The organism is Rhodococcus sp. SORGH_AS_0301, from assembly GCF_030818285.1.
Lineage (GTDB): Bacteria > Actinomycetota > Actinomycetes > Mycobacteriales > Mycobacteriaceae > Rhodococcoides.
Map to the genome: position 1 here is coordinate 834,771 of NZ_JAUTAC010000002.1, position 14,691 is coordinate 849,461.

14 protein-coding genes and 1 tRNA gene are annotated in these 14,691 nt (G+C 67.7%); 8 read left to right on the forward strand and 7 right to left on the reverse strand.

From position 1 onward, the window contains the following. Positions 1–29: 29 nt before the first annotated feature. Entirely contained in the window at positions 30–1,421 is a 1,392-nt protein-coding gene (locus tag QE397_RS04495) for a dipeptidase (RefSeq protein ID WP_056448912.1), read from the forward strand. Here the strand turns inward: QE397_RS04495 and bcp are convergent. Further along, positions 1,399–1,872 (reverse strand): thioredoxin-dependent thiol peroxidase, encoded by a 474-nt coding sequence (bcp, locus tag QE397_RS04500; protein WP_307091999.1) that lies wholly within the window; start codon positions 1,870–1,872, stop codon positions 1,399–1,401. The genes QE397_RS04495 and bcp overlap by 23 nt on opposite strands. A gap of 112 nt (positions 1,873–1,984) precedes the next feature. On the opposite strand from bcp, the gene QE397_RS04505 reads away from it, so the two are divergent. Next, positions 1,985–2,206: a DUF3618 domain-containing protein gene (locus QE397_RS04505; RefSeq protein WP_027505503.1), complete on the forward strand. Its 222-nt coding sequence runs from the start codon at positions 1,985–1,987 to the stop codon at positions 2,204–2,206. 92 nt (positions 2,207–2,298) lie between these two features. Continuing rightward, a tRNA-Lys gene (locus QE397_RS04510) sits at positions 2,299–2,374 on the forward strand. 913 nt (positions 2,375–3,287) lie between these two features. Here the strand turns inward: QE397_RS04510 and QE397_RS04515 are convergent. From QE397_RS04515 to QE397_RS04525, 3 genes are all read right to left on the reverse strand, one after another. Beyond that, the gene (locus tag QE397_RS04515; RefSeq protein ID WP_027505505.1) at positions 3,288–3,737 is read right to left on the reverse strand and encodes a MarR family winged helix-turn-helix transcriptional regulator; all 450 of its coding nucleotides are present in this window, start codon (positions 3,735–3,737) and stop codon (positions 3,288–3,290) included. 66 nt (positions 3,738–3,803) lie between these two features. Continuing rightward, entirely contained in the window at positions 3,804–4,406 is a 603-nt protein-coding gene (locus QE397_RS04520; RefSeq protein ID WP_373425207.1) for a PPOX class F420-dependent oxidoreductase, read from the reverse strand. Continuing rightward, the gene (locus QE397_RS04525) at positions 4,288–4,680 is read right to left on the reverse strand and encodes a nuclear transport factor 2 family protein (RefSeq protein ID WP_307092003.1); all 393 of its coding nucleotides are present in this window, start codon (positions 4,678–4,680) and stop codon (positions 4,288–4,290) included. The genes QE397_RS04520 and QE397_RS04525 overlap by 119 nt, the downstream gene beginning before the upstream one ends. 196 nt (positions 4,681–4,876) lie before the next feature. Between QE397_RS04525 and QE397_RS04530 the strand changes: the two genes are divergently transcribed. Continuing rightward, positions 4,877–7,495: an excinuclease ABC subunit UvrA gene (locus tag QE397_RS04530; RefSeq protein WP_307092005.1), complete on the forward strand. Its 2,619-nt coding sequence runs from the start codon at positions 4,877–4,879 to the stop codon at positions 7,493–7,495. Positions 7,496–7,520: 25 nt separating this feature from the next. On the opposite strand, the gene QE397_RS04535 is transcribed toward QE397_RS04530, so the two are convergent. Next, positions 7,521–8,159 (reverse strand): CGNR zinc finger domain-containing protein, encoded by a 639-nt coding sequence (locus QE397_RS04535; protein ID WP_307092007.1) that lies wholly within the window; start codon positions 8,157–8,159, stop codon positions 7,521–7,523. Positions 8,160–8,217: 58 nt separating this feature from the next. On the opposite strand from QE397_RS04535, the gene QE397_RS04540 reads away from it, so the two are divergent. The 4 genes from QE397_RS04540 (at position 8,218) to QE397_RS04555 (ending at position 12,297) form a co-directional block, all read left to right on the forward strand. After that, entirely contained in the window at positions 8,218–9,303 is a 1,086-nt protein-coding gene (locus QE397_RS04540; protein ID WP_027505507.1) for an LLM class flavin-dependent oxidoreductase, read from the forward strand. A gap of 339 nt (positions 9,304–9,642) precedes the next feature. After that, complete coding sequence (locus tag QE397_RS04545) at positions 9,643–10,176, forward strand: DUF4440 domain-containing protein (RefSeq protein WP_307092010.1); 534 nt, start codon at positions 9,643–9,645, stop codon at positions 10,174–10,176. 43 nt (positions 10,177–10,219) lie between these two features. Beyond that, positions 10,220–10,879: a response regulator transcription factor gene (locus QE397_RS04550; RefSeq protein WP_027505508.1), complete on the forward strand. Its 660-nt coding sequence runs from the start codon at positions 10,220–10,222 to the stop codon at positions 10,877–10,879. Further along, entirely contained in the window at positions 10,879–12,297 is a 1,419-nt protein-coding gene (locus tag QE397_RS04555) for a HAMP domain-containing sensor histidine kinase (RefSeq protein ID WP_307092013.1), read from the forward strand. Before QE397_RS04550 ends, QE397_RS04555 begins: the two co-directional genes overlap by 1 nt. 154 nt (positions 12,298–12,451) lie before the next feature. On the opposite strand, the gene QE397_RS04560 is transcribed toward QE397_RS04555, so the two are convergent. Beyond that, positions 12,452–13,885 (reverse strand): PepSY domain-containing protein, encoded by a 1,434-nt coding sequence (locus QE397_RS04560; RefSeq protein WP_307092015.1) that lies wholly within the window; start codon positions 13,883–13,885, stop codon positions 12,452–12,454. A 125-nt stretch (positions 13,886–14,010) separates the two neighbouring features. Continuing rightward, positions 14,011–14,532, reverse strand: coding sequence for a hypothetical protein (locus tag QE397_RS04565; RefSeq protein ID WP_037185741.1), 522 nt, complete (start codon positions 14,530–14,532; stop codon positions 14,011–14,013). Positions 14,533–14,691 lie beyond the last annotated feature (159 nt).

The following is a 14,691-nucleotide window of genomic DNA, read 5'->3' on the forward strand; positions in this document are numbered from 1 at the left end:
CGACGCGTCGAGGTGCCAGACTGTTTTCCATGACCTCTGGTACCGATGCGCAGTTGTCCGAGCTCCGAGACCGCGTGCGTGCGAGCATGCCGCGAGTGCGCGCCGAACTGGCCGACCTCGTCGCCTTTCGCTCCATCGCCGATCCCGAGCAGGCGCCGCCGTCCGAGTGCCGCTCCGCCGCGGAGTGGGTGCGGGACGCGTTCCGCGACGCCGGCGTGAAAGACACGGAGTTGCACGAGACGTCCGACGGATCGGCGGCCGTCATCGGTCGGCGCCGCGCCGCGGACGGTGCTCCGACGGTCCTGCTGTACTCGCACTACGACGTCCAGCCTGCGGGCGACGAGTCGCTGTGGAACAGCGCGCCTTTCGAATTGACCGATCGGGACGGTCGCTGGTTCGGCCGCGGTTCGGCCGATTGCAAGGGCAACGTGCTGATGCACCTCGCGGCGCTCCGTGCGCTCGGCTCCGACTCGGAGGTGGGCATCGTGGTGGTGTGCGAGGGCTCGGAGGAGACCGGGACCGGTGGCCTCGAGGACCTGGTGCACGATCGTCCCGAACTGTTCGCGGCCGATGTGATCGTCATCGGCGACACGGGCAACATCGCCGTCGGAACGCCGACGCTGACGACGTCGCTGCGCGGCATGGCGATCGTGCGGGTCGACGTCGAGACACTCCGCGGCGCAGTGCATTCCGGCATGTACGGCGGTCCTGCGCCCGACGCACTGGTGGCCCTCGTGGCGATGCTCGCCACGCTGCACGACGTCAACGGCGACACCACCATCGACGGGGTCGACGGTTCCGGCGTGTGGGGCGGTGCCGAGTATCCGGTCGAGCGTTTCCGGACGGATGCGGGCGTGCTGGACGGTGTGGAGCTCACCGGGAGCGGGTCTATCGCCGACCATCTCTGGGCCCGGCCGTCCGTCACCGTCATGGGCATCGACTGCCCACCCGTGGTGGGAAGCGCCGCCGCCGTGGTGCCTCGCGCGTCCGCGCGCATCGGACTGCGCGTACCGCCCGGCATGGACGCCGAGAAGACGCGTGATCTGCTCGTCACTCACCTGACGAATGCGGCGCCGTGGTCCGCGCGGGTGACGGTCACGCCGGATGCCGTCGGATCACCCTTCGCCGCCCGTACGGACGGCCCCGCGTACGGCACGCTGATGACCGCGCTGAGCGACGCCTACGGCGAGCCCGTGCAGTTCGCCGGGCAGGGCGGTTCCATTCCGCTGTGCACCGCGCTGCAGCGCGCGGTTCCGGACGCGGAGATCGTCCTCATGGGCGTCGAGGAGCCGCTGTCGACCATTCACGCACCGAACGAGAGCGTCGACCCCAGCGAGATCGAGACCATCGCGGTGGCCGAAGCAGCGTTCCTGAGCCGCCTGCCCGAGCAGTGGCGGCTCAGAGCTTCAGATCGCGGATGAGCTTGGCGACGTGGCCGGTGGCCTTCACGTTGTACTGAGCCACCTCGACCTTGCCGTCGGCGTCGATGACGAACGTCGAGCGGATGACGCCCGTGATGGTCTTGCCGTACATCGACTTCTCGCCGAACGCGCCCCACGCCTGCAAGGTCGACTTCTCCGGATCGGAGAGCAGCGGGAACGTGAGGCCCTCGTCGTCGCGGAACTTCGCCAGCTTGGCGGGCTTGTCCGGCGACACCCCGATCACCTCGAGGCCCGCATCGTTGAGCTGCGCCAGGCTGTCGCGGAAGTCGCACGCCTGCTTCGTGCACCCCGGCGTCGCCGCGGCGGGGTAGAAGTAGACGACCACGCGTCGGCCGGCGTAGTCCGCCAGCGACACGGTGTTGCCGTCGGCGTCGGGGAGGGACAGGGCGGGAGCAGCGTCGCCTGCGGACAGTCTCGAGGTCGTGGTCACGATGCCAAACTTAGCCGACTCGTCCGAGCCGGGCAGGCGCGCCGGGCGTCGTGCTCTAGGCTTTGAGGCGACCGCAGAAGTTCTGCATCTTCGTCCAGCCGGGAGGGCTTTCGTGGCACGCAACACCGACAACATCGAGCGCGACATCGAGGCCGCACGCGACCAGCTCGCGTCGACCCTGGACGAGCTCAGCGTGCGCGCCAACCCGAAGCGGCTGGTCGAGAACACCAAGCGCAGCGTCGTGGGCACCCTCAACGAGCCCGCCGTGAAGTTCTCGCTCATCGGCGTCGGCGCCGTCGTCGCCATCCTGGTGATCCGCAAGATCGTCAGCTGAGCATCTGCGCAGGTCAGTGACTCGATTTCACTCCATGCGCGCCAGGTGTTAATGTCTTTCACGCACCGAGGAGCGCGAGCCGCTCCGACCATGCGCCTATAGCTCAGTTGGTAGAGCAAGTGACTCTTAATCACTGGGTCCGGGGTTCGAGTCCCTGTGGGCGCACCAAAAAGGGCCCCTGATCAGTGGTTATGCTGATCAGGGGTTCTTCTGGTTTCGGTGTCACTCACTACTTATTCATGACTTTCAACTCGAAACTCGCGTGTTCGGGCTCTCCGGGCAGAGACTGACGGTGCATTACCGCTGGTCAGGGCGTCGCCATCTGGTCTGTACTGGGTCCAATGGACGGTAATCAAGAGTCATGTAGCAACGGACGTCCACCACGGGCCGCGCTGAGGGCTGTCGCCCGCCATCTGACATGGGGCGGCCGGTAGTCGTGCCGCCAGCGACCATTACCCTTTGGCGTTCACCACCGAGCTCCCCACTCGTGTGCCGCACCCGGGCGCGAAGTTCCGAGCGCGGTGACGTGATGGTGGGTTACCTGGTCTGGCTCGCCCGAAACTGGTCGCTGCCGCGCGCGGTCACCGGTCGTCGGGCATTGCTCTGCTCAGTTGCAGGGCGACGCCGTGACGGCCATGGCCCGTGAGCACACCCCTGACGTGGTGGTGATGGACGTGCGATGCCGTGGGTCGACCGCGTCGCCGCGACCTCCGACCTGCGCCGCAACCTCGAGGCGGACGGACCCGCGGCGCTGGTGCTGACGACTTCGACATCGAGGAAGCAGCCTGGTCCGGCATCGAGCCGCGCCGACTGGCTCGTCCTCGAGGACGCGGAGACCGAGTTTCTCCTTGTCGCGAGCGGTGCACACCGGATCCCAGGTCGTTCCCGCTCCGGCGACCCGTCGCCTCCTCGCCCGGCACCGCACCCACGATCGACCCGGCCCAGAGTCAGGACCCACGTGTTCGAGCCGCTCGGCGAACTCGACCTGCAGGACTGTGGCCAGCTCGCGATCTACGTTCGCCGCACGAATTTGCTGTGATCGGGTCCGAGCATCCGGAGGACGTGACAGATCGACGTGCGGTCACCGGCTACTGTCGGCCGATCTGCCTGCAGCCCGCAGCATCTCGAGAGCGGAGCCCACTGCGCGAATGGTGTCGTCGTCGAGAACCGCGCCGATGCGCCGGTCGAGTTCGCGGTCGAACACGACAGTTCCTGCCGCGAGAATCTCGCGGCCGGCCGGTGTCAGTGCGACGAGTGAGGACCGGCGGTCGTCCGGGTTCGCTCGGCGGGCGCAGTAGCCCGCCGCTTCGATGCGGTCGACGACCTTGCTGGTTCCCCCGACAGTGATGGCAAACTCGGCGGCGATGTCCTGCACCCGGACACCACCGTCATGGGCATCGAGCAAGCGCAGGATCTCGAACCAGGTCAGGTGCAGGTCGCACTCGCCCTGCAGTGCCTTGTCGATCGCGATCCACAGGTCGATCTCGTACCGGACGAGGTTGTCGAAAAGGGCGGTGTTGTCGTTCGTCATGGCCGTTCCGTGTTGATTGTGGGCGGGTGCGCTCGCGATGTGCGAGCGCACCCGAGGTGGATCAGGTCAGTCGGCGGCTACACCGTCGAAGGCGCTGACCTTGTCGATGCGTCCGTGCACGGTGACGATGCCGGGTCCGCCGTTGCGCTCGGAGTACTCGTCGACGCGATCGTCGCCCATGTACCGGGCGCCCAGCCTGCCGGCCCAGCGTCGAGCTTCGGTCGGGTCGTGGTCGATGCAGGCGGTGCCCTGGAACATGACGAACGAATACGGCGGTCGGTCGTCGTCGACGACGAGCGCGAACCGTGGGTCGCGGGCGAGGTTGCGGCCCTTCACCGAGGTCGTCTCGGTCTGGAAAACCAGATCCTTATCGTCGAGGAGGAACCACAGCGGTGCGGCATGGGTCTGCCGTCTGCTCGGACGGTGGCCAGTTTCCCGGTGCGCGTTCCAGCCGAGACGAACGCGCGCCACTGGTCCTCGGTCATGATGGGCATGGTGGTGATCCTGTCGTCGCACGAAGGGGGCTGGGTGTTGTGCCCCGGTGAGGTGGTCAGCGACCCCAGAATGCGTCCTCGGCGGCGGCGTCGGCGGAGAACAACCACATCTCGACGATCTTGCCGTCGGCCACGCGCAGGAGGTCCACCCCGTCCATGGCCATGCTCTGCTCACCGCGGCGGCCGGAGAAGTGGATCGACGCGGCAACCAGGTCGCCGTTGTCCATGTACGAGTTGACGGCGTCGATGGCGAACGTGCCGGCGCTGGTCTCCATCATCGCCCCGAGGAGCGCGAAGACGGCATCACGGCCGGTGTGGTCGCCGGAGAATCGGTGCGAGCCCGGCTGGTGCCAGACGATGTCCTCGGCCAGCAACTCGCCGAGCGTGGTCATGTCGCCGGTCTGGACGGCGGTGAAGTAGGTACGGGCGAGGTCGGTGGTGGTGCTCATGAGTGAGTGTCCTTCGTTCGTGTGTCGGGACAGCCCTCGTGTCGGGGCCGTGGAACAACCGTGGCATATGTATTCCATGGAAGCAACTTCCAAGTACGTATATTCTTGAATCACGTCGGAGGCCCAATCGCGATTCGTTCTTCATGGAGCCGTCCGGGCGCGCCACCGCACTGCATCACCCGATCGAGGAGAACCGATGACGCACGACGAGACCCCCACCACCGTGCGCGAGAGCGGCGGAGTGCTCGCTTGGCGGCAGCCCGCCGCGGCGCACGAGCAGCCGGCAGCGATCGAGGTGCGCGGCGCGAAGGTTCACAATCTCGCCGACATCGATGCGTCGATACCCCTGCACACGCTTGTCGCGGTCGCGGGGGTGTCGGGGTCGGGAAAGTCGTCGTTGGCAATGGGGGTTCTGTACGCGGAGGGCTCGCGCCGCTACATCGAGGCACTCTCGACCTACACCCGCCGCCGCATGTCGCAGTCCGCTCGCGCCGACGTCGACAGTGTCGAGCACGTGCCGGCCGCACTGGCCCTGCGCCAGAGACCCGGCGTGCCCGGCGTGCGCAGCACCTTCGGCACGTCGACCGAGCTACTCAATGTCCTGCGATTGATGTTCTCGCGTTTGGGTTCCCATTGTTGTCCGAACGGTCACCGACTCGACCCCACGGTCGAGGTCGCCCTCGACCACGACCTGACGTGCCCGGTCTGCGGAACCACCTTCCGCCCTCCGGGCGCCGAGTCGCTCGCCTTCAACTCCGACGGCGCCTGCCCTCGGTGTTCGGGCAACGGCGTTGTGCGCGAGGTGGACCAGAGTTTGTTGGTGCCCGATCCGAGCCTGAGCATCGACGCCGGTGCGGTGGCTCCCTGGTCGATGTTCGGTCTCACGGTGATGCCTCGCGTCGTCGCCGAGATGGGTGTACGCACCGATGTGCCATATGAAGAACTGCGCGCCGAGGAACGCGACGTCGTCATGCACGGCCCGGCGGAGAAGCGGCACATCACCGTCCCCACCCAGAACGGCAAGCTGTTCGAGATGGACTTCACCTACCGCAACGCCGTACGCGCGGTGGAGGAAGCGCTGAACAAGGCGACGAGCGAGAAGGGGCTGAGCCGGGTCGACCGTTACATCAGCACCCACACCTGCCCCAGTTGCCACGGCGTCCGTCTCAGCGACTCGGCCCTCCGATCGCACATCGGCGGCATCGATCTCGGCCAGGCCACCGCCAAGACTCTCGACGACCTCACCGGCTGGGTCACCACCATCGAGACGTCCCTGCCCGCGGACATGACGCAGATGGCGCGCAACCTCGTCGACACACTCCTCGAGATGGCCCTGCGGCTCGTCGGGCTCGGCCTGGGCTATCTGACACTCGACCGCGGCAGTGCCACCCTCTCCACGGGCGAACGGCAACGCGTCCAACTCGCGCGCGCGGTGCGAAACAGAACCACCGGAGTGCTCTACGTGTTGGACGAACCGTCCATCGGACTCCACCCGTCCAACGTCGACGCCCTCCTCGACATCATGCGAGACCTCCTGCGGGACGGGAACTCCGTGGTGTGTGTCGACCACGACGTCCAGGTCCTACGCGACGCCGACTGGATCGTCGAGATGGGGCCCGGCGCGGGCAGAGACGGCGGACACGTGGTGGCGACCGGCACTCCCGCCGACCTGGGGGACGATCCGGCCTCCCTGCTCGGCGGCTTCCTCGTCGGTCGCGAAGGCATCGTCGTGCGCGATCGCGCACCGTCCGATCAGATGTTCGCCCGCGGACGGATTCACCTGACCACCCGTCCCCTGCACACCGTTCACGCTCTCGCAGTCGACATCCCGTCGGGGCGTATCACCGCGGTGACCGGCGTCTCCGGGTCCGGCAAGACGACGATGGTTCTCGACAGCCTGGTGCCCGCACTGATCGCTCGCGGCGCCGGCGGACGTCCACCCGCACACGTCACAGCATTCGACGCACCGGGCATCACGCGCGTCAACGTGGTCGACGCCACCCCCATCGGAATCAACGTGCGCTCCACCGTCGCCACGTACAGCGGGATCCTCGACGACCTGCGCCGCGCCTTCGCATCGACACCGGCAGCCGCAGAGCGCGGTCTCACGGCCGCCGACTTCTCGTACAACACAGGGTCCCTGCGCTGCCCCCGGTGCGAGGGAACCGGCCAGATCTCACTCGATGTGCAGTTCCTGCCGGACGTCGACATCGACTGCCCCGACTGCTCCGGCACGCGTTACTCCCCGGCCGCCCACGAGATCCGCCGACCTGTCCAGAATGCCTCCGGTCCACCGGACATCTCGCTCCCGGACCTGCTCTCCTGCACGGTGACCGAGGCGCTCGAGCTCACCACCGACCTCCGGCGCGTCCACACCCGCCTGCAGACCCTCGTCGACCTCGGATTGGGCTACCTCACCCTCGGCGAAGCCACACCCGCTCTCTCCGGCGGCGAGGCGCAGCGCCTCAAACTGGCAACCGAACTACGTCGCGACCAAGCCGACACCCTCTTCGTTTTCGACGAACCCAGCGTCGGACTGCACCCACTCGACGTCCGCACACTGCTCACCGTCATCGACCGCCTCAACCACAACGGCGCCACCATCGTCGTCATCGAACACGACCTCGACATGATCGCCAACGCCGACCACATCATCGACATGGGCCCCGGCGGCGGTGACGCCGGCGGACGCATCGTCGCCACCGGCACACCCGACGACGTCGCCGCCGACCCCTCCAGCATCACAGGCCGCTATCTCCACGAGCACCTACGAGCCGGAGTAGCGAACAACGGCCCCCGCGGTCGGGACCGGTGACACATTCGTCGAAACTAACGGGCTCTCAAGTTCTTTCGGCTTCCGCATCCTCCGACTGCCTACCTCGTGAATAAGACCGGGCCGCTCTCACTCGGTCCCCGCACCGAACGGAGCACCACCGCCGACGGGCGTGGGTGCGGATCATCAGGCGGTCGCACGGCAGTGCCTCGCACCGGGCGATCGATCCTGCAAGAGGGCCGGTGACGAGTTCGGCTGCGTCCTCTGCGATATGAGCCATCGCGTACTCGACGAGCTTAGTGACCGGGTGCTGCTGAACACGCTGTAGGCCTCGACCGGGCACATGGTGCAGCAACGGTGCGGCGGGCACTGTCGTGATCGCCGCGTTGATGCGGTCGAGAGCGCTCGGGTCTGGATCCTCGCCTTCCACGAACCGGTCGAACAGTGTTCGCAGATCCTGGCGCAGGCTCGTCAACTTGCCTTGGCAGTGCTCGAGCAACATCACATCGTCGGACACCAGTCCCCGCTCGATGAGCCACCCCGTGGCAGCGCCGGGGTCACCGAGGTCGTCGACCCGGTGACCTCCCGGAAGAACGACCACAGTGTCGACCAGCGCGAGACTCGCGTGATCATCGGTACCGGGGGCTGGCGGCAGCGCAGGTGAAGGCACATGCTCATGGTAACGGAAATTATTTACCGTGAGCATGCGGTAGCCTGGACCTCATGGCACAATCCGATTTCAGACGTGAGAAATGAGCATGACCATGACCGTCGCACCACACTCCGGCACCGCGCCGTTCACCCTCTCGGTCCTCGACAACGCCCTCACCGGGGTCGGCCAGACGGCTCAGCAGGCCTACGCAGAGATCATCGAGCTGGCGAAGACGTCGGAACGGAGCGGGTATCAGCGGTTCTGGATGTCCGAGCACCACGCCATGCCCGGCGCGACCGCCTCCTCGCCGCAAATGATGCTGTCCAGACTGACCGGCGAAACCGAACGCATCCGCCTGGGGGCAGGCGGGGTCATGCTGCCCAACCACTCACCACTGGTGATCGCCGAACAGTTCGGGATGCTGGACACCCTCGCGCCGGGACGAGTCGATCTGGGACTCGGGCGCGCACCGGGTACCGATCCGGCGACGGCGGAAGCGCTGCGGCGGACCACGAACGGCGACGACTTCCCCTCTCGGGTTGCCGAAGTGATCGGATTTCTGGGCGACGACTTCCCCCGCGGCCATCGTTATGCGAACGTGCACGCCGTCCCGGGCCCGTGGCAGGCGGATCAGAACAGGGTTCCTCGACCGGCCACAGCGCCACAGGTGTGGATCCTCGGCTCCTCCCCGTACTCCGCCCAGTTGGCGGGCCGACTGGGCCGTCCGTACGCGTTCGCGTTGCAGTTCGGGGACGCAGACGTCGACGGTGCCATGTCGTTGTACAGGAGCACTTTCCGACCGTCCGACGTCCTGGACGAGCCGTACAGCCTCGTCAGCGTCGGAGTCGTCGCCCACGACGATGCGGAAGAAGCGAGCCGCCAGACCACATCCGCTGCCATGGCCATGCTCCGCATGCTCCAACGCAAACCGTTCGCACTGATCCCACCGGCCGAAGCCGAGGCCTACCCTGCGACCGCTCAGGAGCGGAACGTTCTCGACCACTACCGGCAGCAGTACGTGCACGGCACCGTCGACACCGTCGTCGACACCCTCGAACAGCTACAGAGTAGAACCGGTGTCGACGAGGTCATGCTCGCCGTTCAGGGACATTCGCGCAGCGCCATGTCCCGCACCGTCGAACTGATCGCCGACCACTACGACATGGCCGAGTCGACCCTCGCCGCGGCCGCTCGGTGATCTGACGCGGCGGCCCGACCTCGACCCCGTCAGGCACCGGCGGCGGTGAGGTGGTCTCGGCAGTCGAGGTACTCGAGATGGTACTGACGGTGGTGAGTTCACCCGGTGATGGATCCGGTCGGGCGCCGGGGGAGAGCATGGACGGTCGCGACCACCCGGCGCAACACGTGTGAGGTGGGGGCGGTCACACAGCATCGGATCGAGTGCACAGCCCACACCACTCCGGGTGGAAAGTTGTCCGTCCGCTGACACTTCCCTGACGCTGCGCTGGCAATCGCATCGCGATGCTTGATCTGTCACCGAAAGTGGTTCGGTGACAACAGATCGAGAGGTAAGACCATGCGCACCAAGACCGTCGTCCGCGCCACCTCCGTCGCTGCCGTCGCCTCAGCCGCCATCGTTCTGGCGGCATGCGGCACCGGGCAGGCATCCACGCCCGCCGCAGCCGACACCGACACCGCCGCAGGCACCAACGCCTCCGCCGACGCGGTCGGCGAACTCACCCTCGACCGCATCGAGGACCAGTTCGATACCTGGCTCGATACCGTCGCGCAGGGCGACCCCCAGGCGATCAACGCTCTCTACCGAGAGGACGCGGTACTTCTTCCGACGTTGTGGGCAGGGGTGTACAACAGCTCCGACGAGCGACTGGCCTATTTCACCGACTTCGTCACCAAGAAGCCGACCGGCGAGATCGACGAGTCCGTGCCGCAGCTGCTCAGTCCCACGTCGGGGTCGCTGTCGGGCCTCTACACGTTCACCATGGGCGAGTCCGGGGACAAGGTGCCGGCGCGCTTCACCTTCGTCTTCGAGCTCGAGGATGACGGGGACGTCGTGATCGTCGACCACCACTCCTCGAAGCTGCCGGCCTGAACCACCTGACACGGCGCACACCGCCGGGATGGGACCATGACCCGTGCGTGTACTCCTGGTCGAAGACGACCCGTCGATCTCCGACCCTCTGACCGCGGGTCTGCGGCGATACGGCTACGAGGTGCAGCAGGTGACGACGGGGGCGGACGCACTCGCGGCTCCGCTGCCCGACGTGGTTCTGCTCGACCTCGGGCTACCCGACATGGACGGCTTGGACGTGTGTCGTGAAATGCGGCGGAACTCGGCGGTACCCATCGTGGTCATCACCGCACGAGACGACGAGATCGACACCGTGGCCGGTCTCGAGGTGGGTGCGGACGACTACGTCAGCAAGCCGTTCGGGGTGCGCGAGATCATCGCCCGTATTCGAGCGGTGATGCGGCGCACCGGGTCCGACTCCGCGACGTCGGTGGCGGCGCCCCAGTCGCTCGGGCTGATCCTGCTCGACCGTGCTGCCCGCCGAGTGAGTGTGGACGGCGTCGAGGTTCTGCTGGCGCCGAAGGAGTTCGACCTCCTCGCTCACCTCGCCGAGTCGCCGGGCGCGGTGTTCACCCGCGAACAGCTGATGGAGGCGGTGTGGGACGAGCACTGGTTCGGCCCCACGAGAACGCTGGACGTCCACGTCGCTGCGCTCCGGCAGAAGTTCGGCGACGCGCTCGCTCTGACGACCGTGCGCGGCGTCGGTTTCCGCCTGGAGGTCTGATGGTCCGCCGTCTCGTCGCGTCGTATCTCGCACTGGTGGCACTCGCGTTGGCGCTGTTCACCGTTCCCGAGGGCATCGGACTGGTGAACGCCCTGCGCGGCAACCAGGCGGAGGTGGGACTGCGTGAAGCGCGTACCGTCGCGGTCCTGCTCGCGACCGCCGATGCTGCCGACCCCGACTCGGCGGCGGGAGCGGACCTGGCGCTGCTCACCCTGCGCAGCAACCTCGAGGAGCAGACGGGTGGCCGGGTGGAGTTGCTCTCCGCGGACGGGCGTCCCGCACTGGGACGTCCGGTGTCGAACCCTCTCGGAGTCGACATCGGCGCGGCGCTGCAGGGGCGGGAAACCGTGACGCGTACGGACGATTCCGTGCTCGGTGAGCCCGGTCTGCAGGTCACCGTGCCGTCGAACGATCCGAACGGTACGACGGTCGGAGCGGTGCGTCTGACGTATCCGTCCGCTCCCGTCACCGCGCAGATCAAGGAGCTGTTCGGGTTCCAGCTGATCGTGGCGTTGGCGACGCTGGGTATCGCGGCGGCCGCGGCGTGGTGGCTCGCCCGGTCGATGACGCGTCCGTTGCGGCTTCTCGACGGTATGGCTCGGTCCCTGTCACGCGGGGACTTCGCCGCCCGCACGGATCCGTTGGACGCAGGGCCGGAAGAGACACGTCGGGTCGCCGAATCCATGAACGATGCCGCTCGGCGCATCAGCGACCTGATCGACGCGAAGAGGCAGTTCGTGGCCGACGCGTCGCACCAACTCCGCACACCGTTGACCGCTCTGCGATTGAGTCTCGACAACCTCCAGGACGAGGTGAGCGACCCCGACGCACGGGCGGCCGTGGACCGGTCGATCGCGGACACCGTGAGGATGACGCGACTGGTGCATGACCTGTTGACCCTTGCGCGCGCCCAGAAGCCGATCGACCGTCCGACAACGGTCGACGTTCAGGCCGTCGTCGACGAGCGCCTCGCCACCTGGTCCGCTGCGGCGAGTGCGCATGGCGTGGAACTGGTCTCGTGCGTTCCCGCCGGTACTCGGGCGGTCCTCGGCGACGGTCACCTCGAACAATTCCTGGACAATGTTCTGGCCAACGCGGTCGACGTCGCCCCACCGGGCACCGACATCGTCGTCGACGCCGCGGTCGGGGGTGAGTCCTTGCGCCTGACGATCACCGATAGAGGGCCGGGACTCTCGGCGGAGGACCGGCGCCGTGCGCTCGACCGTTTCTGGACCCGACGCCCGGGTGGATCCGGCCTCGGATTGTCCATCGTCGATCTGCTCGCCCGCGAGAACAGGGGGAGTCTTTCGCTCGAACCGAACCCGGACGGGGGACTGATCGTGGTGATCACGCTACCGACATCGACCCCGCTCCGCACTCGTCCGCGACCGTCCGGTTCGAGCGGCAGCACGTCGTGACCCGGGCCGACGCTGCCACCGTGGGAGGTAGCGGGCGCTCGGTATCGCCGAGTCGGCCGGGTTCGCTGATGTCGAATGGTGCGTCGACGGTCACATCACCTGCCTCCTCGAAGGTGACGGAGATCGAGGTTGCGTCGAAACTCCATCGCGCTTCTCACACGCGTGCACTACGCGAGCGGAAGCCGGCGACGAGGTCGACGGCGAGGAAGGCGAGCAGGGACAGACCCAGGAGCGGCACGAACCACCCCACGGCCACGGTGGCGACGACGAGTCCGACCGCAGCGACGGGCGGGATGCGCCAGAGGGCTCCCCGCTGCGGCGGCCGGCCCACCGGGGATGCGCCACTACGAACAGGTCTGCGCTGGAACCACATTCGATACCCGGCGACGATCATGGTCACCAGGACGGCCGCCAACGCCAGCAGGGCGAGTTGGCTGACGAGCCCGAACAGCACCCCCATGTGCAGGCTGATGCCCCAGGTGGTGAGTTTGGCGGCGAGGGGCCAGTCGGAGAAGCGCTGCACGTCGACGACTCTCTCGGATGCCCCGTCGACGGCGATCGAGTCGGTGGAGAACACCCACTGATCACGCAGTTGCACCACCCTGAATGCGGTGTCGCTCGAGGTGGGGATCGATGCTTCGACGGAGCCGGTGACGTCGTTCGCACGAGCGACGGCGAGGACACCGTCGATCTGCCGGACATCCACCGGCTCGGCTGTCGTCGCGGCATCGGACGTGCCGTGTCCGGTGTGGCCTGCGTGCTGGTCGTCGGAATGGCCGGCGTGACCGGTGAGATCGGTGTCGACGGCGGGGGTTGTCCAGCTCAACGCGGATCGTAGGTCGTCGATGTTGGATCCGGCGTGGTTCGACCACGTCAATCCGGTCGCGGACAGGAATACCAGCCCGACGACGATCCACGCTCCGCTCGCCCCGTGCAGGCCGAGCGTGCGCCGTCGACCGCGGGCGGTGCGGTCGACGGTGAACAGGCGTGCATTGTCGGAGTTCCGACTGCGCTGGCGTCGGTAGCGCTCCACCCAGAGGAATACCCCGCCCAGCGCGACGACGCCGAGCCAGGACGCGGCGAGTTCGCTGTAAAGGCGGCCGGTGTCGCCGAGGTGCAGGGTGCGGTGCAGCTCGCTGAGCCAGGTGCGCAGCGGAAGCGAGCCGGACGAGCCGTAGACCGTCGAGCGCCCGACGGGGGCGGCGGTGGCGGGATCGATGAACACGGCCGCGCGCTCGGACTCGCCGAGGCTCGGATCGGTGAACATGACGCGGGTGGTGGCGCCCGGCTCGGTGGCAGGTCGAACGGCAGCGACGGTGAGATCGGGTCGCTCCTGCTGTGCTGCGACGATCTGGTCGGACACCGGTAGTGCAGGTCCGGTGCTGTCGGTGTGGAGCAGGTCGCGGTACACGACGCTCTCGAGTGTGGGTGCGATCGCGTAGAGGCCGCCGGTCACCGCGGCGACGAGGATGAACGGTGCGATGAAGATGCCGGCGTAGAAGTGCAGGCGCAGGATCAGTGGTCGCCACGCTGACGTGGGCGGCGCTGGGGAAGCCGCGGTGGGCTCGGTCTTCTCGGGTGTGGACATGGTTGTGCTCGATTCCGGTGGTGGCGCGCGCGAGAGCGCCGAGTCTCGACACACGAGATCGGCGGTCGGCGAGGCAGGATGCATCACCCGACGGCGTGCTGCGTCGGGCGGCTGTCGAGGAAGGGTTACCGGAGTCGGGCGGGTGGGCCGCGGGTGCCGCGCCCGGAGAGGTCGAGCAGACGCGCGGGTGCGTCGACACGGATGACGGGTCGGGCTGGGCGGACCGTGTCGGTGTCGACGGCCGCCACGGCACGGACGATCGGGAGGATGCGGCGCATCGCTCGTGCGGCGGCGATGATGCCGCGTTCGGCGCCGTGGACGGCGACGGCGCCGATACCGACGGCGCCGAGGTGGGCTGCGGCCATGCGGGGGTCGAGGAGCGGACCGTGGTGATGGCCGTCCACGACGGTCAGGGTGAGGTGTCCGAGCACCTGCGCTGCGACGAGGGCGACGACGAGGCGGCTCCTGCCGGCCGGCACTGTCGAGACCATCCACCCGACGCCGGCGCAGACCGCGAGCAGCGCGACCGCGGCGGACTGAGAGGGCAGTGCCGCTCCACCGAGATCATGAGCGGCGGCGACGACGAGCACGGACAGAGCGCCGACGACGACGCCGCGCAGAGGCGCACTGGTCGCCGGGGTGCTCATCGCCGACACCCTACCCGGCTGCTACGCAACGTAGTAGTTCTCGCGGTCGGATCGGCACTCCTGTTCTGCGTCTGCGGACCGCGGTGCTGCCGGCCGGACGCCAATTTCCACGCGCTCGCACTGCTCGCGGTGCAACCCCTGTCGCACCGCTGATCCGCA

What these genes read in the sequence shown, in the direction of transcription:
- QE397_RS04565 (WP_037185741.1), bottom strand. Translation starts at nt 14,532, where the DNA reads ATGAGCACCCCGGCGACCAGTGCGCCTCTGCGCGGCGTCGTCGTCGGC.
- QE397_RS04545 (WP_307092010.1), top strand. Translation starts at nt 9,643, where the DNA reads ATGCGCACCAAGACCGTCGTCCGCGCCACCTCCGTCGCTGCCGTCGCC.
- QE397_RS04555 (WP_307092013.1), top strand. Translation starts at nt 10,879, where the DNA reads ATGGTCCGCCGTCTCGTCGCGTCGTATCTCGCACTGGTGGCACTCGCG.
- QE397_RS04535 (WP_307092007.1), bottom strand. Translation starts at nt 8,159, where the DNA reads ATGCTCACGGTAAATAATTTCCGTTACCATGAGCATGTGCCTTCACCT.
- QE397_RS04515 (WP_027505505.1), bottom strand. Translation starts at nt 3,737, where the DNA reads ATGACGAACGACAACACCGCCCTTTTCGACAACCTCGTCCGGTACGAG.
- QE397_RS04540 (WP_027505507.1), top strand. Translation starts at nt 8,218, where the DNA reads ATGACCGTCGCACCACACTCCGGCACCGCGCCGTTCACCCTCTCGGTC.
- QE397_RS04525 (WP_307092003.1), bottom strand. Translation starts at nt 4,680, where the DNA reads ATGAGCACCACCACCGACCTCGCCCGTACCTACTTCACCGCCGTCCAG.
- QE397_RS04530 (WP_307092005.1), top strand. Translation starts at nt 4,877, where the DNA reads ATGACGCACGACGAGACCCCCACCACCGTGCGCGAGAGCGGCGGAGTG.
- QE397_RS04560 (WP_307092015.1), bottom strand. Translation starts at nt 13,885, where the DNA reads ATGTCCACACCCGAGAAGACCGAGCCCACCGCGGCTTCCCCAGCGCCG.
- QE397_RS04495 (WP_056448912.1), top strand. Translation starts at nt 30, where the DNA reads ATGACCTCTGGTACCGATGCGCAGTTGTCCGAGCTCCGAGACCGCGTG.